The organism is Sphaerotilus mobilis, from assembly GCF_004216565.1.
GTDB classification, from domain to species: domain Bacteria; phylum Pseudomonadota; class Gammaproteobacteria; order Burkholderiales; family Burkholderiaceae_C; genus Sphaerotilus; species Sphaerotilus mobilis.
Genome location: NZ_SGWV01000007.1, coordinates 550,581 through 571,184, shown reverse-complemented (window position 1 = coordinate 571,184; position 20,604 = coordinate 550,581). Strand labels below are relative to the sequence as shown.

The following is a 20,604-nucleotide window of genomic DNA, read 5'->3' as shown; positions in this document are numbered from 1 at the left end:
GCCGGCATGATCGCCCTGACCCATCGACGCGCCGTCGCCACCATGCTGGTGGTGACGCTGCTGTGGAGCATCGCCGGCGTGGTCTCGCGCCACCTCGATTCGGCCCGGTCCTTCGAGGTGACGTTCTGGCGCAGTGCCGCCAATGGCGTCGCCTTGCTCGTGCTGCTGGCGGCGTGGCGCGGCCCGGCGGCGCTCTGGCGCAGCATCCGCGAGGGCGGCCGCACGATGTTCTTCTCGGCGCTGTGCTGGTGCGTGCTGTTCACGTCCTTCATGCTGGCGCTGACCTTGACGAGCGTCGCCAACGTGCTGATCACGATGTCGCTGGCGCCGGTCTTCACCGCGCTGATCGCCCGCTTCGTGCTCGGCCAGCGCCTGCCGCTGCGGACCTGGTTCGCGGTGGCGCTGGCCGGTGTCGGCATCGCCTGGATGTATGGCTCGCAGGTTGGCGCCGGCTCGGCCTCCGACCTGTGGGGCACGCTGGTGGCGCTGACCGTGCCGATGGCCGGCGCGACCATGTGGACGCTGGCCCAGGTCAACGCCCGTGCCCATCCGGACGACCACCGCGACATGACGCCGGCCGTGCTGCTGGGCACGACGCTGTCGAGCCTGCTGATGCTGCCGCTGGCCTGGCCGTTGCAGGCCAGCACCCACAACATCGGCCTGCTGACGATGCTGGGCGTCGTGCAACTCGCGATCCCCTGCGTGCTGGCCGTCGCCGTCGGCACGGTGCTCAAGGCGCCTGAAGCCTCCTTGCTGGGCTTGCTGGAGATCCTCTTCGGCGTGGCCTGGACCTGGCTCGGCTCGGACGAATCGCCCACGCCAGCGGTCATCGGCGGCGGTTCACTGGTGCTGCTGGCGCTGGCCGTCAACGAGGCGCTGGCGCTGTGGGGCTCACGCGATGAGCCAGCGCCCGTCGTTGCAACCACCCAGGCCTGATCGAACAGGAGTCCATCGATGTCTGCCACGCATGCCCAGTCTGACGCGACCCGGCCCGCCGAACCCCGCCTGACCTCGCTCTCGCACGGCGGTGGCTGCGGCTGCAAGATCGCGCCGGGCGTGCTGTCGGAGATCCTGCGTGGCACCGCCGCGATGCCGCTGCCGCCGGAGCTGCTGGTGGGCATCGAGACATCCGACGACGCCGCCGTCTACCGCCTCAACGACGAGCAGGCGCTGGTGGCGACGACCGACTTCTTCATGCCCATCGTCGACGACCCGCATGACTTCGGCCGCATCGCCGCGACCAACGCGATCAGCGATGTCTACGCGATGGGCGGTCGTCCGATCTTCGCCTTGGCGCTGGTGGGCATGCCGATCAACGTGCTGAGCACCGCGACGATTGGCCGCATCCTCGAAGGCGGTGCCAGTGCCTGCCGCGCGGCCGGCATCCCGATCGCGGGCGGTCACACCATCGATTCGGTCGAAGCCATCTACGGTCTGGTGGCCCTCGGCCTGGTCCACCCCGAGCGCATCAAGCGCAACGCCGATGCCCAGCCCGGTGACGTGCTGGTGCTGGGCAAGCCGATCGGCGTGGGTGTGCAGTCGGCCGCCTTGAAGAAGAACCTGCTCGATGCCGCCGGCTATGCCCGCATGCTCGACACGACCACGCGACTGAACACCCCGGGCCCGGACCTGGCCGCGATCGATGGCGTGCACGCGCTGACCGACGTCACCGGCTTCGGCCTGGCTGGCCATGCGCTGGAACTGGCGCGCGGCTCACGCTGCGCGGTGCGCATCGATTGGTCGGCCGTGCCGATGCTTGACGGCGTCCGCAGCCTGGCCGAACAGGGTTGCATCACCGGCGCCTCTGGTCGCAACTGGGCCGGCTATGGCGCCGAGGTCCACCTGCCGTCTGACTTCAACCCGGTCGACCGCGCCCTGCTCACCGACCCGCAGACCAGCGGCGGGCTGCTGGTGGCCTGCGCGCCGGCCGCGCTGGATGCCGTGCTGGCGGTCTTCCGCCGCCACGGCTTCGAGGCCGCATCGGCGGTGGGCGAGGTGCTGTCGGCGAACGACGCACGCCCGGTCGGACTGCACATCGGCTGAACAGATCGACGGCGTCTGGCGGATTGATACCCCTCGGGGTCTGAATCGGCACGATTGGCCGCCGATAAGGCTGACAGAAGGCGCCCTGTCAGCGCCGTGAGATCGGTCGTACCGTCTTGTCATGCCTGCTTGATCCCGCCGCGCCCTGGCCGCTCGCGGCGCAGCAACTGGGCGAAGTTTGCCGCTGGCTGCGGCTGGCCGAACAGCCAGCCTTGTGCCGCCGGACACAGGTGCAGGCGCAGGTGTTCGAGCTGGTCCTCGGTCTCGACGCCCTCGGCGACCACATCCAGCCCCAGGCTCAGGCCCAGCGCTACCACCGCATCGGTGATCGCCACGCTGGTGCGGTCGCGGCCCATGCGGGCGACGAAGCAGCGGTCGATCTTCAGGCGGTTGACCGGGTAGCGGCTGAGGTAGCCGAGCGACGAGTAGCCGGTGCCGAAGTCGTCGATCGCCAGCCGCACGCCCATCGCGCGCAGGCGGCGCATCGTCGGCGCGGCGCGCACCGGATCGAGCAAGGCGCGCTCGACGATCTCGAGTTCCAGCCGGTCGGCGGCCAGGCCCGTCTCGCGCAGCACTTCCGCCACGAAATCGACCAGGTCGGGCCGGGCGAACTGGGCCGCCGACACATTGACCGCCATCAGCGGCGGCGCGATGTCCAGGTCCAGCCACTGCCGCATCTGGTGGCAGGCGGTGCGCAGCGCCCAGGCGTCCAGTTGCAGGATCGCCCCGCTGCGCTCGGCCGCGCCGATGAATTCACCCGGCAGCCGCAAGCCGTGCACCGGGTGTTGCCAGCGCAGCAAGGCCTCCACGCCGATCAGCTGACGGCTGACGCAGTCGAACTGGGCCTGGTAGTACAGCTCGAACTGGCCCATCGACAACGCACGCAACAGCGGCCTGCCTTCGTCTCCGACGTGGCGCTCGTCGCTCGTGGGGCCAGCCAGCTCCATGCGGGGCTCTTCATCCAGGCCCAAGCGCAAGGTCGATGCCTGGAAGTCTGTGTCGGCCGCCTGGCTGCGATCCAGCGCCGCGCGGCGGGGCGACGAGGTCGATCGTTTGGGCGCCGGCGAGGCACCCGTCCAGCGTTGCCAGAGACTGGACGTGATCCGGGATGTGGAGGTCATGGTCGACAGGGTCAGTGGGTTCGGGATGAGCGTCGGGCGGCTCGTCGAAGACAGACCCAGTGTCTTGCCCCAGGCTGCACACGCCCATCGGGCGCGGCTGAAACCCGTCAGGCTTCCCTGATTGATCCCTTGAACGGGGTGTGAGGCAATCATGAATTGGACGATGTCTCCCCACTTGATCCCTATCCCTCGAGGCCCGTCCGTTGCGGGCGGGTCCCTGACCCACCGGGCTGCACACCGGTCTGACAGCGCCGGTTTTCCAATGACTGAACACATTGAACACGATGACCTGACCTGCCTGCCGCTGGTCGATCGCATCGGTCGCCAGATCGATCACCTGCGCGAAGGCCGTTCGCTGGCACGCAGCATCCGGCGCCGCGCCGACGATGGCAGCTCGATCGTGATCGAGGAGCTGCTGCACACCGCCCGCGCCACGCTGCACGCCCAGCATGACGAGCTGACCGGCCTGCGCCTTGCGCTGGCGCGTTGCCAGCAGCGGCTGCAGGCCCGTGCGGGTGAGCCGGTCGATGACCGTGAGGCCGACGACCTGATGTTCTTCGCCCACCCCCAGGCGCTGCTGATCGCCGACGTCGAGACGCGCGAGATCCTGGCCGCCAACCCGGCCGCTTGCGAGCAGTACGGCTGGCGCGGCGAAGGTTGGCGAGGGCAGCTGCTGTCGGACCTGCACACCGGGCCCGAACATGCCCGCATGGACGCCTACCTTGGTCGGCTCGGCCATGGCATGCCCGCCAGCGGAGGCCTGTGGCAGCACCGCCGCGCCGACGGGTCGACCTTCTACGTGCACCTGAACTCGCGTCCGATGCGACACCTGGGCCGCGAGGCCCGGCTGATGCTCGTGCGCGACGTGTCCGAATGGCTGTTGACGGTGTCCGCGCGGGAGCAGGCCTTGCAGGCGCTTGGCCGCTCCGAGTCCAACCTGCAGGCCGCCCAGGCGCTGGCCCGCATCGGCAGCTTCGAACATGACGTGCGCAGCGGCGACTTCCAGTGTTCGCCGCAGCTCTTGCGCATGCTGGGTGGCCGGCCGATCGACGGTCGGCTGACCATGGTCGACATGTTGACCGCGCTCGATCCCTGCGACCGGCCTCAGCTGGTGGCCTTGCGCGATGCCGTGCTGGACGGCCGGTCCGGCCAGATCGTGGTGCGCTGCAGCGGTCGCGGCGGTTCACGCAAGCTGCAGTGGCTGGCCATCCGGGTCGAGCCCGAGACCGACCGCAGCGGCCAGGTGATCCGTGTGCATGGCACGGTCCAGGACGTGACCGAGTCGCAGGTCGCGGCACAGGAACTCTCGGAGCTCAGCGCCCAGTTGCGCGAGCTGTCGGCCCAGAGCGAATCACGTCTGGACCAGCTGCGCAAGCGCATGGCCGCCGACCTGCACGATGGCCTGGGCCAGGTGCTCAGCACGGTCAAGCTGCGGGTCCAGATGCTGGGCCAGGCCACGCCGGCTGCGCCGGAGCCGGCGGCGCTGGCCGACCGGGTCGGCGCCGTCGGCCGTCTGGTTGATGAGGCGCTGGACATGGTGCGCGACGTCAGCACGCTGTTGCGCCCGCCCGCGCTGGAGCTGGGGCTGGTCAGTGCGATCGAGTGGCTGGCCGACGAGTTCCGCTTGCGTGCCGAACTGCCTTGCGAGATCCACATCGACGATGGCGGCGGCCGTTGCACCGGGCTGGACGATGACGCGACGCAGGACCTGTTCCGCATCGTCCAGGAATCGCTGGGCAACGTCACCCGTCATGCAGGGGCTCAGCGGGTGAGCCTGTCCTTGCTGGCCGACCGCGACCTGTTGCGCATCGAGGTGCAGGACGATGGCATCGGCTTCGATCCCGGCCAGCAGCGCCGGCACGGTCACTTCGGCTTGTTCGGGATGCAGGAAAGGGCCTTGCGGCTGGGCGCACGGCTGCAGGTCGACAGCCAGCCCGGTCGCGGTTGCCGCGTCCAGGTCGAGATGCCATGGCCGGCCGCTGCGGCAAACGGCGCTGGAGCGTCGTCATGATCCGGGTCGTGCTGGCCGATGACCACGCCATCCTGCGCGCCGGGCTGGCCGAGCTGTTCGCGGCCCAGCCCGACATGGCCGTGATCGGCCAGGCGGGCAGCGCCGAGACGCTGGTCGAGGTGTTGCGCCGTGAACCGCCGGACGTGCTGCTGCTGGACCTCAACATGCCCGGCGAGAGCGGGCCCGTGCTGCTCGGACGGATCCGGCAGTTGTGGCCGTCCCTGCCGGTGCTGGTGCTGACGATGCACGGTTCGCCGTCGATCGTGCAGCGTTCGCTGGAGCAGGGCGCCCGTGGCTTCCTCAGCAAGGGTTGCGACATCCAGACCTTGATGACCGCCGTGCGCAAGCTCGCCGCCGGTGAACGCTTCGTCGAATCCGCGCTGGCCCAGCGCATGGTGCTCGACGGCCCCGGCGACGACGAGGTCCGGCTGACCCGTCGCGAGCAAGAGGTGCTGGCCTTGATCGTCGCTGGCATGCGGCTGGGCGACATCGCCGACCGCCTGTTCCTGAGCGCCAAGACCGTCAGCACCCACAAGATGAACCTGATGCGCAAGCTCGACGTCGACAACAACGCCGACCTGATCCGGCTGGCGATGCGCCAGGGCCTGGACATGTAGCCGACCCCGGCCTACAAGCCACCCAACCATCCGGGACGCAAGGCCGACCAGAGCACGGTCCTCGCGATGGGCATGACGACAACCAAGGAATCAGGGATGGATGCCATCAGAACATTGCCCGCCGAAGCCGGTCGACGATGTCCGCGCAAACAAGTGCTCGCACGGCTGCGCCAGCTGGTGTGGGCCTGTGTGCCGGTCCTGCTGTGCCTGCTGCCGCTGCGATCGCATGCGCTGGAGTCGGTGTCGGTGCAGCTGAGCTGGTCGCACCAGTTCCAGTTTGCGGGCTACTACGTCGCACTGGCGCGTGGCCACTACCGCGCCGAAGGCTTTGACGTCGAATTGCGAGCGGGCGGTTTCGGCTCGGCTGATCCGAAAGACGCGGTGATGCTCGGTCGTGCGGAGTTCGGCGTCACCAACTCGGACCTCGCGGTCTCGCGCATGGCCGGCAAGCCGCTCGTCGCGCTGGCGGCCGTGCTGCAGGAGTCTGCGCTGGTGTGGATGGCCCAACGTCCGCCTGGCGACGACCGCACCGGCCTGCGGGCGCCGTCCGGCAAGGACCTGGCCCGGCTGGCCCGGGGGCGGGTGGCATGGCGTGGCGATTTGGATCGCCAAGCCGAACTGGTCTTGCCGCTGGACGCGGTCGGCGTCAACCTGAGGCAGTTGTCCCAGTCGATCCCGCCCGATCCGGTCGATCAGTTCGTGGCCGGTCAGATCGACCTGATGGCCGGCTACCGCACCAACGAATTGCTGGACCTGAAACGGCGAGGTCATCCGGTCTCGGTGATCGAACTGGACCGCTCCGTGCCGGGCTTCTACAGCGAGATCCTGTTCACCAGCCAGGCGCTGGCCGAACGGTCGCCGCAACGTATCGAACGCTTCAGACGTGCCACCTTGCGTGGCTGGCAAGAAGCGTTCGACGACATCGAGGGCACGGCCCGGATGATCCAGCGCCTGTATGCGACGCAACACTCGGTCGACCAGCTGGTGGCCGAGGGTCGAGAGATGGAGCGCTTGAGCCGGCGCGACGACATCGAGCTGGGCCACATGAGCCGCTCGCATTGGGAGCGCGTGGCCGCGCAACAGGTCCGCCTGGGCCTGGCGCCGGCCGACGGTCTGGGGCGCATCGACGGCCTGTTGTGGGGGCCGCATTCCGAACCGGTGCAACTCCTGCCCGATCCGATGCGCGTCGCGCTCACTGGCGTCGTCGCCGCGCTCTGGCTGACGGTGTTCGGTCTCTGGCGCATCGCCGCCAAAGGCCGGGCCGAGGTCGAGCGCCTCCAGCAGGCCCAGGCGCGACAAGGTGACGACGACCTCCGGTTCCAGTTCCTGATGGACGTGGCGCCCTTCCCGGTGCTGATGTTCGGCATCCGCGATGGTCAGGTGTCCTACGCCAATGAACGGGCCATCGGGGCGCTGGGCCTGGTCAATGGCACGGCGCAATGGCTCATCCATGACAGCTTGCCTGCCCTGCGCCCGGGTGGCGATCTCATGCAGCGCCTGCAAAGCAGCCGCATCCTGCGCGACGTCGAGCTGGAGCGCCCCGGCGTCGGCGCCGAGGCGGCGCACTGGTCCTTGCTGACCATGCGGGCGGTCGAATACGAGGGCAAGCCCTGCGCCTTCGCCGCCGCCGTCGACATCACGCTGCGCAAGCGCGCCGAGATCGAGCTGACCCTGCTGTCGGCCCAGCGGGGTCGGATCATCGAAGAGGTCGAACAACTGCAGGCCAAGCTGCGTGACGCCAGCGTGCGCGATCCGCTGACGGGGCTGTTCAACCGCCGCTACCTGGATGCGACCCTGCGCCGCGAGTTGCATCGGGCCCATCGTGAGGGCCGGCCGCTGTCCCTGATGGTGGTCGATGCGGACCACTTCAAGCGGGTCAACGACCACTACGGCCACGCCGGTGGCGACGAGGTGCTGCGCCAGATCGCCCGCGTGCTGCAGGACAGCCACCGCAGCGAGGATGTGGTCTGCCGCTTTGGCGGCGAGGAATTTGTCGTGGTCCTGCCCGGCTCGGACCTGACGTTCGCGGCCGAACGCGCCGAGTCCTTGCGCCGGATGGTCGAGTCGCTGGCCATTCCGACGGACGGTGGATTTGCCCACATCACCATCTCCATCGGCGTCACCGCCACCTGGCCCGGCGACGATGCCGACAAGTTGTTCAAGCGGGCTGATGCCGCCGTCTACGAGGCCAAGCGCAGCGGACGCAACCGGGTTGTCGTCTTCAGTGCGGCCGCGCCGGACGAGGCCCCCACACACCTGGCGCCGGCGGGTGGCGCGATGTCAGACCCTGGGCTCGGGGGCGGCACGTGAGCGGGCAGGCCGGTCCTGCAGCCACCGGCGCGTCGTCCTCTGATCCGGTCAGGCAGGTGCCGCTGCCCCTGTTGGCCCTGGCGTGGCTGCTGCTGCCGGTGATGACGATCGGTGCCACGCAGGTGGGGACAGTGCCCGGCGACTTGCCCATGGTGGCCCTGGCGGCCGGCCCGGCAGTGGTCGTGTCGATGCGGGCCCGGCAGGCGACGACCTGGCGGACCTGGCTGGCGCTGTGTGCGGTGCTGGCGGTCAGCGAGTGGCTGGCCCAGTGGATCGGCCAGCCACATGGCCTGAACCCGGCGCAGCGCCTGATCGGTGCGCTGGGCGCAGGGGTGCTGGTGAGTGCGCAAGCCGTGCTCAGCGCCCGTCGTGTCGACCGGGTCTGGGACGAGTTGGTGCTCGACCGTCGCCCACCCGCCTTGCGGCGCGTGGCAGCCATGACGCGCATGATCGCGATGGGCGTGGTGCCCTTGGCGATCGTGGCGGCCGCTGGCTTGAGCCTGCTCCAGGGGCTGCTCCATGCGATGACCAGCGGCGCGGGCTGGGTCGCTGGCTTGAACCCGTGGGCCTTGCCGCTGGCCAACCATGCGCTGGCCAGCAGCCTCTCGGTGCTGGTTCTGGTGCCCATGCTGCGCAGCGATCGGTGGCCCTGGCCGGCATGGCCGGTGGTCGCGGGGGTGTTGTTGGCCGGACCGCTACTGGCGCTGTGTGTGGTCGCCTGGCCGGACTGGCTGGTGGTCCTGCCGGCCTACACATTTCTGGCCGGCTGGCTCGGCGGCCTGTCCGGTGCCGCACTGGCCACGGCGCTTTCGGTGGGCCTGATGGTGCTGCTGGGTGAAGTGCATGCCGGCCACTCGCCCTTCGATGGGCCCGACGGCTACACCGTGCTGCTGGCGACCAGCGTGCGACTCGCGCTGGTTGGCATGTTGGGCATGGTCTGGAACGAACCTCGCGCGCGTCGCCGGCAACGCCGTGAGGGCGCCGACGCACGATCGGGTGCCGCCACCTTCCGCAATGTGATGGCGCTGGAATGGCAACTCGCACGCACGGGCTACGGCCGTGGCCAGAACGTCGATCGCCCGGTCCTGTGGTTGCACATTGACTTGCCGGTCTACCGCCCGCCCGGCAGCCGCAGCGCCTTGTCGCCGCTGTCGATGGCTGACGATGGGTCGATGACCCAAGGCGCCGAGCCCGCCATTCAGCGGATGATGGCCGGACCGATCGGTCGCCTGACCGGCGCACCCGCCACAGCGGCCGGTGACACCGCCACGTCGCCGGCGGGCGATGGTCAGGTACTGGACGACGGCCTCGACAGCACCCTGCCTTCGCCCCGACTGCCGGCCCTGATGCTGGCGCTGGCGCGCGGCCTGCGTGGCCATGACGCGGTGGTGCCGATCGCTGGCGAAGCGCTCATCGTGCTGGTCAACGACATCGACCGCAGCGTGGTCGGCAAGCTCGTCAACCGGCTCGATGTGCTGCTGCTCCAGGAAGGTCGCCGCCACCTGGCGCCGGCCGACATCCGCCAGGCCGCGCTGGTACACGCATCGGCGGCCACGGTGTTGCTGACCTCGGCGCGCTACCTCAGCACAGACCTGTGAGCCGATGACGCGGTAGGACAATCGGGGCTGTCTTCCGCGAGTCCCCTTCTGCACCCATGTCCCTGCCGCCTTCCGCTCCTGGTCCTGTCAGCCCCTGGCGCCTCAGCGTCGCCCCGATGCTGGACTGGACCGATCGCCACTGCCGCCATTTCCACCGCCTGCTGACCCGCCACACGCGGCTCTACACGGAGATGGTCACGACCGGCGCCCTGCTGCATGGCGATCAGCACCGGCACCTCGACTTCGATGACTTCGAGCACCCGGTCGCCCTGCAGCTGGGCGGCAGCGAACCGGCCGATCTGGCGGCCTGCGCGAAGCTGGCGCAGCGCTGGGGCTATGACGAGGTCAACCTCAACTGCGGCTGTCCGAGCGAGCGGGTCCAGCGTGGTGCCTTCGGCGCCTGCCTGATGGCCGAACCGGCGCTGGTGGCCGACGGCGTCAAGGCGATGCGCGACGCGGTCGACCTCCCGGTGACGGTCAAGCACCGCATCGGCATCGACCGCATCGAGCGCTACGACTTCGTGCGCGACTTCGTCGGCACCGTCGCCGAGGCCGGCTGCGAGGTCTTCATCGTGCACGCCCGCAACGCCTGGCTGCAGGGCCTGAGCCCGAAGGAGAACCGCGACGTCCCGCCGCTGCGGCACGAGCTGGTCCACCAGCTCAAGCGCGAATTCCCGCACCTGACCATCGTCATCAACGGCGGCATCCGCGACGACGACGAGATCGCCCACCACCTGCTGCACGTCGACGGCGTGATGGTGGGCCGACAGGCCTACCACGAGCCCTGGCAGTTGGCCGGCTGGGACACACGTTTCTTCGACGCACCGTCGCCGGCGGCCGAGCGCGAGCAGGTCGAGTCCGCCTGGATCGCCTACCTGCAGCGTGGCCATGAGGCCGGACGCCCCTGGACGCAGGGCATGCGCCATGCGCTGGGACTCTGGAACGGCGTGGCCGGCGCCCGCGCCTGGCGCCAGTTCTGGTCCGACGCCCGCCAGCGCGAGGTGGCCCCGGCGACGCTGCACGCCCGTGCGCCAAGGCCGGGCACACGCCTGGGCGTTGCGCCCGGGACACAGGCGAATACACTTTCCCAAGCGACGATGCAGGAACCGGTCTGACTCAGGTCCCTGCGGGCGTCGACCACGGCAGAAGTCCGGAACAACAGGTGGGAGCGGTGGTGTCGGGAGCGGGCGTGAAATGGCGCAGTGTCTGGGCTCGCAACGAGCGCATTGCGGTCCAGGCCTTGCTGGAAAACTTGCGGCGCCTGGTCTGGCTGACAGCGTTGCTGGTGCCCCTGAGCCTGCTGCACGTGGCCAGTTCATGGAACGACCACACCAGCGTCAGCCCGGCTGGCGGCGGCTTGACCTTGCGCTCGCTCGGCCAGGCGCGTCCGGCCCTGTCTTCGGGCCCGTCGACCGGCGCAGAGGCCGACACGGCGCGGCTGGACGGGGCGCGCTGGCGTGAGGCGGTCGTGCTGGTCCATCTGGTCATGGCCGCCAACCTCGCGCTGGTTGGCGCCCTGATCGGCTGGACCCGTCGCCAGCCTCGGCTGCGACGTGGCTGGCAGGAGGTGCTGGAGATCTGGGGCCTGGGCAGTGCGCTGGTCTTCACCATCGCGGTGGCCAGCATCGACCAGTGGATCGGCACCAGCATCACGTCCTTCCTGATCGGTTGTGTGCTGGTGGGGGCGCTGTTCCTGCTGCGCCCGCAACGCGCGGCCGTCATGTACGGGCTGGCCTTCCTCGGGTATGCCTGGGCGCTGGGGCTGACGCAGGTCGACACCGCGCAGCTGACCAGCAACCGGGTCGATGGCCTGATCGCCTGCGGCCTGGGCTTCGTGGTCAGCCTGATGATCTGGCGCAAGCACGTGCTCAAGGAGACCTTGGCGGCCGAGCTGCAGAGCTGTCGCCTGCAGCTGCAGGCGCGCACCACCGAGATGCAGCAGCAGGCGGTGCGCGACCCGCTGACGCAGGTCTGGAACCGCGTCGAGATGCTGCGCCAGGTGCAGCGCGAGCTGATGCGTGCGCAGCGCCAGGGTGGCGAGACCTGTCTGGTGCTGGTCGAGCTTGACGGGCTTCGTTCGGTCCAGGAGCGCTGGGGGGTGGCCGTGACCGAGCGCCTGCTGACGGCGGTCGCCCACCTGCTGATCGAGGGCTTGCGGGCCACCGACGAGGTCGGCCGGATGACCCACGAGTCCTTCGCCATCCTGCTGCCGCAGACCACCCAGGAGGAAGCCCGCGTGTTGGCCGAACGGCTGCTGCTGGCGATCGGGCGCATCAAGCTGGCGATGCCCGAGGGCAGCGCCACGCCGGGCGCCTGCATGGCGGTGTCGGCCCAGCCTGGCCGGGCCCTGGTGCCCGTGCCGCAGCAGTGCGAACGCCTTTACGCGGCGGCCGAACAGGCGCTGGGGCAGGCGCGCCTGCAGGGGCGTGGCGCCGTGGGCGTGGCCCCTCCCAACACCGTGCAGGGCTGACATGGCCTTGCCTGGCACCGCACCGGCGGCATCAACCCCCAACAGCCGCAGCTGGACCGCTCGCCCCTTCGGTCGCGCGCCCACCTCGCGCTGGCCTTACCTGCTGACCGTTGCGCTGGTGCTGGCGCTGGTGCTGGGGCTGGCGGCGATCACCTTGCACCTGGAGCGCGAGCGCCAGCGCGAACGGGCGGCACTGGCCACCCACAACATCGCCCGTCTGCTGGACGCCAATCTGCGCAGCCTGTTCGAGCAGGCCGATGCCAGCCTGATGGTGGTGGCCGCGCGCGAGGCCCGCCGGCCGCAGGGCGAGAGCGCGCTGTCGCCGGCCATGCGCCAGCAGGTCGAGGTGGCCAGCGGTCTGCGTCACCTGCGCATCGCCGATGCCCAAGGCCGCTGGCTGGCCGGCGGTGAACACGATGCGTCGCTGGCCGACGGTGGTGCGCTGGCGCGCCTGTCCCAGTCCCAGACCGCGCGCCTGCTGATCGAGGGCCCGCGCCGCGACGCGCCATCCGGCATCTGGGTGCTGACGCTGATGCGGCCGGTGCTGGACACCGGCGGGCGCTTCCTCGGTGCGGTTGTTGCCGACCTGCCGCTGCGCCGGCTCGACCGGGTCTTCGACGGCCTGGCGCTGGGCGATCACGGCGCCGCCACCGTGCGCACGCAGCGCATGGCGCTGGTCTACCGCAAGCCCTGGCCGGACAACGAGGACAAGGTCATCGCCAGCACCGAGGTGTCGCGCCAGCTGCGCGACGAGATGAGCCGTCCAGGCGTCGACGGCTTCTACACCGCCAGCACCGCCCTCGACGGCATCGAGCGTGTCAACGCCTGGCGTCGCGTGCCGGGCCTGCCGCTGGTGGTGATCGTTGGCCTGGCGGTCGACGACTTCGAGGCCGACTGGCAACGCCAGCTGACCTTGGTCGGCTTGCTGGCCGGCGTGGCCGTGCTGACCGTGGCGGTGCTGGTGTGGCTGCTGTATCGGGCCTCGAAACGACGCATCGGTGCGGCCGAGCAGCGCTTCGAGGCCATCGTGCAGTTCTCGCGCGACGCCATCATCTCCAAGTCGCTGGACAGCCGCGTGACCAGTTGGAATGCGGGTGCCGAAGCGGCCCTGGGTTGGCGTGAGGACGAGATGGTGGGCCACTCGATTTCCCGCGTGCTGCCGGCCGATCGCCAGCAGGAAGAGGTGGACCTCATGGCCCGCATCGTGCGCGGCGAGGTGGTCGAGGCCTTCGACACGGTGCGGCTGCACCGCGACGGCCACCGCGTCGACATGTCGGTCTCGGTGGCGCCGCTCTACGACGACCACGGCCGGGTCATCGGTGCCTCCAGCATCGGCCGCGACGTGACCCGCCAGAAGGCGATGGAAGAGGAGATCCGCAGCCTCGCCTTCCTCGATCCGCTGACCCGCCTGCCCAACCGGCGTCTCTTGCTGGACCGGCTCAACCAAGCGCTGGTGCGGGCGCGTCGCGACCGCTGTCACGGCGCGCTGGTCTTCATCGACCTGGACCACTTCAAGGACCTCAACGACACCCATGGCCACGAGATGGGCGACCGGGTGCTGGTGGAGACCGCCCAGCGCCTGAGCGCACATGTGCGCCTGAGCGACACCGTGGCCCGACTGGGTGGCGACGAGTTCGTGGTGGTCTGCCCGGACCTGGGCGCGGACCCTGAAACGGCCTTGCGTGACGTGCAGAACCTGATGGTCAAGCTCGACCATGCGCTGTCGCAGCCGCTGGCGATCGGCGACTTGCAGCACGGCATCTTGGCCAGCCTCGGCTGGCGCGTGTTCGGACCGCAGGATCACGACCCGGACGAGGTGCTCAAGGACGCCGACCAAGCCATGTACGCCCAGAAGGCCAGCCACCGCGCCCATGAGAACGCGGTCAATGAGTCGCTGTTTGATCGCTCGATCTAGAGGTCGCCAGCAACAGTCCGGTCAGGGCGAGGGCGTAGGCGGCGAGCTGCGGTGTGCTGATGCGTTCGCCAAGCACGCCCACACCGACGGCGGCGGCGGCCAGCGGCAGCATCACGGTGAAGACGCCGGCGCGTGAGGCGCTGACGCGCCGCAGTCCGGTCATCCACAGCCAGACCGTGGCGGTGCTGGCCGCCAGTGCGTAGAAGACCAGCAGGCTCCAGGTGCCCGGCGTGATCACGCCGAAGTCAAAGCGCGTGGCCTGCCAGATCGCCATCGGGCTGACCAGCAGCAGTCCCCAGAGGTTGACGATCGCGCTGATGCGGCGCGCGCCGACATGGCCGGTGAGCTGCTTGCCGATGACGACGTAGCTGGCCTCGCAGAACACGGCACCGATCAGCAGCAGGTGGCCCAGGGTCTGACGCCAGGGCTCGACCGCTGCGCCGGCAGCGGCCGCATCGGCCGCATCGGCCTTCACCAGCGCCACCACCGCGATGCCGCCGACCGCGCAGGCGATGCCGGCCAGTACGCGCGGCGCCAGCCGTTCGCGCAGCACGATGCGCGAGAGCAGCGCGACAGCCGCCGGCAGCGCGGCCATGATCACGCCAGCCGCCAGCGCCGTGCTGAGCGCCACGCCATAGAGCATGCAGATCGAGAACAGGAAGTTGCCCAGCAGGCTTTCCAGGAACAGCAGCCGCCACTGCTGCGGCCCGAGCGGGGGTTCGTCGGCCGGCTTGCGCAGCCAGCTCACCATCGCCACCGCCGCGATCGCGAAGCGCAGGCCCGCCAGCAGGAAGACCGGGAAGACGGCCACCAGGCTCTTGGACAGCCCGACATAGCTGCCCACCAGCGCCATGCTGGCGGCCAGGCAGAGGTAGGACAGCCACGGCGTCGTCGATGGCACTCCCCGCGCCGTCAGCGCCGTCTCAGCGCGCGGCATAGCGGGCCAGTTCCCAGTCGCTGACGTGACGGGCGTAGCGCAGGGCCTCGTCACGCTGCAGCGCCAGCAGCTGGGTGTGCAGGGTCGCGCCCAGTGCATCGGCCAGGACGCTGTCGTCAGCCAGCGCATCAGCGGCTTCGGCCAGGCTCTGCGGCAGCACGGCGATGCCGCGCGCGCGGATCGCGGCGAGGTCGAGCGTGAACAGGTCGTCGCTGACGGCAGGGCCCGGATCGAGCTGGCGCGCGATGCCGTCCAGCCCAGCGGCGATCAGGCCGGCCGCCGCCAGGTAGGGGTTGGCGCTGGCGTCCGGCAAACGCCATTCGAAACGGCCCGGCAAGGTGCGGACCAGTGCGGTGCGGTTGTTGGGCCCGTGCGCCACATAGGCTGGCGCCCAGCTGGTGCCCGACAGGCTCTCTCCGACCACCAGACGCTTGTAGGAGTTGACGGTCGGCGCGGCCAGCGCACACAGCGCCGCGCTGTGGGCCAGCACGCCGGCGACGAAGTGGCGGGCCAGCCGGTCGGACGTGCGAGGTGTTCCGGCGGGATAGGCGGGATCGGCCAGATGCCCGTGTTCATCGAGGTCCTCGAAGACCGGCCGTTCGCCGTCCCACAACGAGACGTGGAAGTGCATGCCGCTGCCGGGCTGGTCGGCCCAGGGCTTGGGCATGAAGGAACAGGTGCAGCCGTGTTGTTCGGCCAGGCGCTGCGCCGCCAACTTGAACAGCATCAGCCGGTCGCAGCTGGTCAGCACATCGGCGTGGCGGAAGTTCAGCTCGTATTGGCCGTGTGCGTCCTCATGGTCGATCTGCTGGACCTGCGCGCCGTCGGCCTCCAGCGCCGCGCGCAGGGCCTGCAGCAGCGGGGTCTGGCGCGGCAGGCTCTGCAGGTCGTAGCTGGGCTTGTCTAAGCGGTCCAGCGGATCGGCCGGTTGCCAGCGGCCAGCGGCGTCGCGCTGCAGCAAGAAGAACTCAGGCTCGATGCCGACCTGCATCTGCCAGCCGTGTGCGGCCAGACGCGCGATCTGGCGGCGCAGCACCTGACGGGGGCAGGCGTCGAACGGTGTACCCGCGACGTGGCCGTCACCGACGATGCGGGCGACACCCGGCCACCAGGGCAGAGGCTTGAGCGTGTCGAGGTCGCCGCGGGCCATGAACTCGGCGCGCGGACCGGTGCGTGGCAGGCCGGTGCCGGCGATCGACGGACCGGCGAAGCCGGCACCGTCGCGCAGCACCGCGTCGAGCTGGTCGAGCGGCACCAGCTTGCCCTTGGGCACGCCGAGCACGTCGGTGAACTGCACCAGCAGCGTGTGCACGCCCTGGCGCGCCAACTCGTCGATCCGGGCCTGGGTCATGCGTGCGCCGCGGGTCAGCCCTTGAGCGCCGCCTGCTGTTCCTTGTAGAGCCGGCGTTCGCGCGCGGCGATCATGTAGCTGGAGACGACCACGAAGACCGCGACCACCGCGATCACCACGGTGGCCAGCGCGTTGACGGTCGGGTCCAGGCCCAGCCGGGCGCGCGAGAAGATCACCAGCGGCAGCGTGGTCGAGCCCGGTCCGGACAGGAAGGCCGACATCACCACGTCGTCCAGCGACAGCGTGAAGGTCAGCAACCAGGCGGCCATCATGCTCTGGGCAATCATCGGCAGCGTGACCAGGAAGAAGACCTGCGCCGGGCGGGCGCCCAGGTCTTGCGCGGCTTCCTCGAACTGAGGATTCAGGTCGCGCAGACGGGCCGAGATGACCACCGTGGCATAGGCCATGCCGACCAGCAGGTGGCCCAGCCAGATCGTCATCAGGCCACGTTCGGGGAAGCCGAAGACCCGCTGCACCGACACCAGCATCAGCAGCAGCGACAGGCCGACGATGACCTCGGGCATCACCAGCGGGGCGTTGACCATGCCGGCGAACAAGGTGCGGCCGCGGAACTTGCCGAAGCGCACCAGCGCGAAGGCCGCCATGGTGCCCAGCACGACCGAGCCGGTCGCCGACGCGGCGGCCACCTGCAGGCTCAGCCACAGCGCGGAACGGATGTCCTCGTCGCCGACCAGCTTCTCGTACCAGCGCAGCGAGAAGCCGCCCCAGACGTTGGGCACTGGCGATTCGGTGAAGCTGAAGACCACCAGCGAGACGATCGGCAGGTAGAGGAAGGCGAAGCCGGCGAACAGCCAGAGCCGGCTGACCCAGCGGGCGGTGGGCGTGGTGATCATCGCTTGTCGGCCTCGCTCTGGGTCCGGTTGAAGATCGCCAGCGGCACCAGGATCAGCATGATCATGATGACCGCCACGCTCGACGCCATCGGCCAGTCGTTGTTGCTGAAGAACTCGTCCCAGAGCACGCGGCCGATCATCAGCGTCTCCGGGCCGCCCAGCAGCTCGGGGATGACGTACTCGCCCACGCACGGGATGAAGACCAGCATTGCGCCGGCGACGATGCCACCGCGCGACAGCGGCACGGTCACGCGCCAGAAGGTCTGCCAGGGCGTCGCACCGAGGTCCTGCGCGGCTTCGAGCAGGCGGATGTCGAGCTTGGAGAGCGTGCCAAACAGCGGCAGCACCATGAAGGGCAGGTAGGTGTAGACCATGCCGATCACCAGCGAGAAGGGGCTGTACATGAACTGCCCCTCAGCGGGGATCGCGCCGATCGCAAACAGCAGGTCGTCGACCTGCAGGGCCTTCAGCGCCGTGCCGACCCAGCCGGTGTCGGCATCCAGCAAGGCCTTCCAGGCATAGACGCGCAGCAGGAAGCTGGTCCAGAACGGCAGCATCACGCCCATCAGCAGCAGCGGCTGCAGCGAGGTCGACGAGCGCGCCATGAAGTAGGCGAAGGGATAGCCGATCAGCAGGCAGACCACCGTGGTGACGCCGGCATAGAGCAGTGACAGGCCGTAGGTCGACCAGTACAGGTCATCGGTGAACAGCAGCTGGTAGGTGCCCAGTCGCACCGTCAGCGTCAGCTCGGTCTCGGTCCAGTGGAACAGGTCGCTGACCAGCGCGCCGTCCATCTGCGCCAGGCTGATGCGCAGCACGATCAGGAAGGGCAGCAGGAAGAAGATCAGCAGCCACAGATAGGGCAGGCCCAGCACGCTGCCACGTCCGCCGAGCGAACGCAGCAAGGCCAGCAGGCGCTGCAGGAGGGGAGGGCGGGCGGCGGGCATCAGGCGCTCGCGCTCATTGGGTCAACACGACCTGGGCGGTCGGTGACCAGTTGGCCCAGACCTCGTCGCCCATGACCGGGTTGCCGCTGTGCAGCCGTTCTTCGTTCTCGACGTTGACCTTGAGCGTCGCGCCGCTGGCGAGCTTGAGGTGATAGAGCGTGTGGCTGCCGAAGTAGGACACCGCATGCACGATGCCGCGAACCTGGTTGTGTGCCTGATCCAGCGGGACTCGGGTCAGGTGGATCTTCTCGGGCCGCACCGCCACGGTGACGGGCATGCCCAGGTAGCCGGTGATGCCGTGGCCGATGTGGTGCACGACGTCCGGGCAGCCGATCTCGGCCCGGTCCGGCTCGTCCAGCGTGATCGTGCCGTCCATCAGGTTGACGTTGCCGATGAAGTCGGCGACGAAGCGGGTGGTCGGGGTCTCGTAGATGTCGGCTGGGCCGCCAACCTGCAGGAAGCGGCCTTCGCTCATGACGGCCAGGCGCGAGGCCATGGTCATCGCTTCTTCCTGGTCGTGCGTGACCATCACGCAGGTCACGCCCACGCTGCGGATGATGTTGACCAGCTCGACCTGGGTCTGCTCGCGCAGCTTCTTGTCCAAGGCGCCCAGCGGCTCGTCCAGCAGCAGCAACTGCGGCTTCTTGGCCAGGCTGCGGGCCAGCGCGACCCGTTGCTGCTGACCGCCTGAGAGCTGGTGCGGCTTGCGCTTGCCGAACTTGCCCAGCTGGGTCAGCCGCAGCATCTCCTCGACACGCTGCTCGACCTCGGCCTTGGGCAGGCCGTCGCGACGCAGGCCGAAGGCGATGTTGTCCCACACGGTCAGGTGCGGGAACAGCGCGTAGGACTGGAACATCATGTTGACCGGCCGCCGGTAGGGCGGCAGGCCCGCCAGATCCTGGCCGTTGAGCACGATGCGGCCGGAGGTCGGCGACTCGAAGCCGGCCAGCATGCGCAGCAGCGTGCTCTTGCCGCAGCCCGACGAGCCCAGCAGGGCGAAGATCTCGCCACGCGCGACGTCCAGGCTGACCTGGTCGACGGCGCGGAATTCACCGAAATCCTTCACCACGGACTCGATCCGCAGGAAGGCGCTGTCGCCCGGTGCTGTGCTCATGTGGCTCCCTCGTGGCTGTGGGGCCGGTCGCGCGAGGCGGCGCGCCGGCCCATCCAGGCTCGGCTCAGCGGCCGGCCTTGAAGTTGGTGAAGGTGCGGGTGATCAGGCGACGCGTCGCGTTGTCGGGCGTGCCCGGGGCGATCATCGTGGCCATGGCCGCCTCGTTCGGGAACACCGCCGGGTCATTGGCGATGGCCGGCTCGACAAACTTCAGCGAGGCCTTGTTCGGGTTGGCATAGAAGACCGAGTTGGTCAGCGATGCATGGACCTCGGCACGCAGGATGAAGTCGATGAACTTGTGCGCGTTGTCCGGGTGCTTGGCGTCCTTGGGGATGGCCATGGTGTCGAAGAACAGCAGGCCGCCCATCTTCGGCAGCAGCACCTCAAGCTTCTGCGGCTTCTTGGCCTTGGCCGACTTGTCCTTGGCGATCAGGATGTCACCGGACCAGCCCACCACCGCGCAGAGCTTGCCGGTGGCCATCTGGTCGATGTAATCCGAGCCCGAGCCGGCGAAGCGCGTCACGTAGGGGCGCACGGTCTTGAGCATCTCGGCCGCCGCCTTGTAGTCGTCCGCGTTCTTGCTGTGCGGGTCCTTGCCGACGTACTTCAGCGCGATCGGGATGATTTCCGAGGCGGTGTCCAGGAAGGACACGCCGCAGCCCTTGAGCTTCTTGGCGTATTCGGGGTTGAACACCAGGTCCCAGGCGTTCTCGGGCATCGGCGTGTCGCCCAGGGCCTTCTTGACGCGCTCGGCGTTGATGCCCACCGTGGTGTAGCCCCACAGCCAGTCGACGATGTGCTCGTTGCCCGGGTCCATCTTGGCCAGCTGGGCCTGAATGGCGGGGTCGAGGTTCTTGTAGTTGGTGAGCTTGCTCTTGTCGAGCTTCATCAGCAGGCCAGCCTCGATCTGCTGCTTGGCGAAGTGCGAACCGGGCACCACGATGTCATAGCCCGACTTGCCCGCGACCAGCTTGGCGTGCAGCGCCTCGTTGCTGTCGAAGTTGTCGTAGCGGACCTTGATGCCGGTTTCCTTCTCGAAGTTCTTGATCGTGTCTTCGGCGATGTAGTCGGCCCAGTTGTAGATGTTCAGGACCTTCTCTTCCTGCGCCTGCACGCCGATGGACGCGGCGAAAGCAAGCGTGGCCACGAGGGTCTTGAGCAGCGACGTGGGGCGGGTCATCTTCGTGTTCATCAGGGCTCCTGCACGGGTGATTGGGTAAGGGTCAGGTCGTCAAGGCACTGCGTCGGCCACCGTTTGCACCCAAGGAGCGGTGCCACCGGTGCGCGTTGCGGCGCGAATTATGGTGCAAGGTTTT

General features: G+C 69.2%; 16 protein-coding genes. 9 read left to right on the top strand and 7 right to left on the bottom strand.

Annotated features, from left to right (window positions below; genetic code table 11):
• Positions 1-6: 6 nt before the first annotated feature.
• Positions 7-936 (top strand): DMT family transporter, encoded by a 930-nt coding sequence (locus tag EV685_RS02820; protein WP_338054424.1) that lies wholly within the window; start codon positions 7-9, stop codon positions 934-936.
• Positions 937-954: 18 nt separating this feature from the next.
• Positions 955-2,043, top strand: a complete 1,089-nt coding sequence (selD, locus tag EV685_RS02815) for a selenide, water dikinase SelD (protein ID WP_130480444.1) — start codon at positions 955-957, stop codon at positions 2,041-2,043.
• A 119-nt stretch (positions 2,044-2,162) separates the two neighbouring features.
• On the opposite strand, the gene EV685_RS02810 is transcribed toward selD, so the two are convergent.
• Complete coding sequence (locus EV685_RS02810) at positions 2,163-3,164, bottom strand: putative bifunctional diguanylate cyclase/phosphodiesterase (protein WP_165396698.1); 1,002 nt, start codon at positions 3,162-3,164, stop codon at positions 2,163-2,165.
• A gap of 262 nt (positions 3,165-3,426) precedes the next feature.
• On the opposite strand from EV685_RS02810, the gene EV685_RS02805 reads away from it, so the two are divergent.
• From EV685_RS02805 to EV685_RS02775, 7 genes are all read left to right on the top strand, one after another.
• Positions 3,427-5,175, top strand: coding sequence for a PAS domain-containing sensor histidine kinase (locus EV685_RS02805; protein ID WP_165396697.1), 1,749 nt, complete (start codon positions 3,427-3,429; stop codon positions 5,173-5,175).
• On the top strand, positions 5,172-5,792 hold the full coding sequence (locus tag EV685_RS02800; protein ID WP_165396696.1) for a response regulator: 621 nt from the start codon (positions 5,172-5,174) through the stop codon (positions 5,790-5,792). The genes EV685_RS02805 and EV685_RS02800 overlap by 4 nt, the downstream gene beginning before the upstream one ends.
• Before the next feature lie 96 nt (positions 5,793-5,888).
• The gene (locus EV685_RS02795; RefSeq protein ID WP_165396695.1) at positions 5,889-8,102 is read left to right on the top strand and encodes a GGDEF domain-containing protein; all 2,214 of its coding nucleotides are present in this window, start codon (positions 5,889-5,891) and stop codon (positions 8,100-8,102) included.
• A gap of 56 nt (positions 8,103-8,158) precedes the next feature.
• Complete coding sequence (locus EV685_RS02790) at positions 8,159-9,700, top strand: hypothetical protein (protein ID WP_130480439.1); 1,542 nt, start codon at positions 8,159-8,161, stop codon at positions 9,698-9,700.
• A 116-nt stretch (positions 9,701-9,816) separates the two neighbouring features.
• Positions 9,817-10,815 carry a tRNA dihydrouridine(20/20a) synthase DusA gene (gene dusA, locus EV685_RS02785; protein ID WP_242615386.1) on the top strand — a complete coding sequence of 333 codons (999 nt, stop codon included), beginning with the start codon at positions 9,817-9,819 and terminating at the stop codon, positions 10,813-10,815.
• Positions 10,816-10,889: 74 nt separating this feature from the next.
• Positions 10,890-12,170 (top strand): GGDEF domain-containing protein, encoded by a 1,281-nt coding sequence (locus tag EV685_RS02780; RefSeq protein WP_130480437.1) that lies wholly within the window; start codon positions 10,890-10,892, stop codon positions 12,168-12,170.
• Position 12,171: 1 nt separating this feature from the next.
• Complete coding sequence (locus EV685_RS02775; protein ID WP_130480436.1) at positions 12,172-14,085, top strand: diguanylate cyclase domain-containing protein; 1,914 nt, start codon at positions 12,172-12,174, stop codon at positions 14,083-14,085.
• On the opposite strand, the gene EV685_RS02770 is transcribed toward EV685_RS02775, so the two are convergent.
• The 6 genes from EV685_RS02770 to EV685_RS02745 all read right to left on the bottom strand — a co-directional run bounded on the left by EV685_RS02770 (position 14,054) and on the right by EV685_RS02745 (position 20,480).
• Positions 14,054-15,022, bottom strand: coding sequence for a DMT family transporter (locus tag EV685_RS02770; protein ID WP_130480435.1), 969 nt, complete (start codon positions 15,020-15,022; stop codon positions 14,054-14,056). The two genes, EV685_RS02775 and EV685_RS02770, sit on opposite strands and share 32 nt — an antisense overlap.
• Positions 15,009-16,373: a type III glutamate--ammonia ligase gene (glnT, locus tag EV685_RS02765; protein ID WP_130480434.1), complete on the bottom strand. Its 1,365-nt coding sequence runs from the start codon at positions 16,371-16,373 to the stop codon at positions 15,009-15,011. The genes EV685_RS02770 and glnT overlap by 14 nt, the downstream gene beginning before the upstream one ends.
• A 14-nt stretch (positions 16,374-16,387) precedes the next feature.
• Entirely contained in the window at positions 16,388-17,227 is an 840-nt protein-coding gene (locus EV685_RS02760; protein ID WP_130480433.1) for an ABC transporter permease, read from the bottom strand.
• Positions 17,224-18,174: an ABC transporter permease gene (locus EV685_RS02755; protein ID WP_130480432.1), complete on the bottom strand. Its 951-nt coding sequence runs from the start codon at positions 18,172-18,174 to the stop codon at positions 17,224-17,226. The genes EV685_RS02760 and EV685_RS02755 overlap by 4 nt, the downstream gene beginning before the upstream one ends.
• Positions 18,175-18,187: 13 nt before the next feature.
• Entirely contained in the window at positions 18,188-19,288 is a 1,101-nt protein-coding gene (locus EV685_RS02750; protein WP_130480431.1) for an ABC transporter ATP-binding protein, read from the bottom strand.
• A 64-nt stretch (positions 19,289-19,352) separates the two neighbouring features.
• Positions 19,353-20,480 (bottom strand): polyamine ABC transporter substrate-binding protein, encoded by a 1,128-nt coding sequence (locus EV685_RS02745; protein ID WP_130480430.1) that lies wholly within the window; start codon positions 20,478-20,480, stop codon positions 19,353-19,355.
• Positions 20,481-20,604 lie beyond the last annotated feature (124 nt).

Bases quoted from the DNA above. Each gene is read 5' to 3' on its own strand.
- EV685_RS02750 (WP_130480431.1), bottom strand. From the start codon at position 19,288: ATGAGCACAGCACCGGGCGACAGCGCCTTCCTGCGGATCGAGTCCGTG.
- EV685_RS02810 (WP_165396698.1), bottom strand. From the start codon at position 3,164: ATGACCTCCACATCCCGGATCACGTCCAGTCTCTGGCAACGCTGGACG.
- glnT (WP_130480434.1), bottom strand. From the start codon at position 16,373: ATGACCCAGGCCCGGATCGACGAGTTGGCGCGCCAGGGCGTGCACACG.
- EV685_RS02760 (WP_130480433.1), bottom strand. From the start codon at position 17,227: ATGATCACCACGCCCACCGCCCGCTGGGTCAGCCGGCTCTGGCTGTTC.
- EV685_RS02755 (WP_130480432.1), bottom strand. From the start codon at position 18,174: ATGCCCGCCGCCCGCCCTCCCCTCCTGCAGCGCCTGCTGGCCTTGCTG.
- EV685_RS02770 (WP_130480435.1), bottom strand. From the start codon at position 15,022: ATGCCGCGCGCTGAGACGGCGCTGACGGCGCGGGGAGTGCCATCGACG.
- EV685_RS02795 (WP_165396695.1), top strand. From the start codon at position 5,889: ATGGATGCCATCAGAACATTGCCCGCCGAAGCCGGTCGACGATGTCCG.
- selD (WP_130480444.1), top strand. From the start codon at position 955: ATGTCTGCCACGCATGCCCAGTCTGACGCGACCCGGCCCGCCGAACCC.
- EV685_RS02775 (WP_130480436.1), top strand. From the start codon at position 12,172: ATGGCCTTGCCTGGCACCGCACCGGCGGCATCAACCCCCAACAGCCGC.
- dusA (WP_242615386.1), top strand. From the start codon at position 9,817: ATGCTGGACTGGACCGATCGCCACTGCCGCCATTTCCACCGCCTGCTG.
- EV685_RS02820 (WP_338054424.1), top strand. From the start codon at position 7: ATGATCGCCCTGACCCATCGACGCGCCGTCGCCACCATGCTGGTGGTG.
- EV685_RS02805 (WP_165396697.1), top strand. From the start codon at position 3,427: ATGACTGAACACATTGAACACGATGACCTGACCTGCCTGCCGCTGGTC.
- EV685_RS02800 (WP_165396696.1), top strand. From the start codon at position 5,172: ATGATCCGGGTCGTGCTGGCCGATGACCACGCCATCCTGCGCGCCGGG.
- EV685_RS02745 (WP_130480430.1), bottom strand. From the start codon at position 20,480: ATGAACACGAAGATGACCCGCCCCACGTCGCTGCTCAAGACCCTCGTG.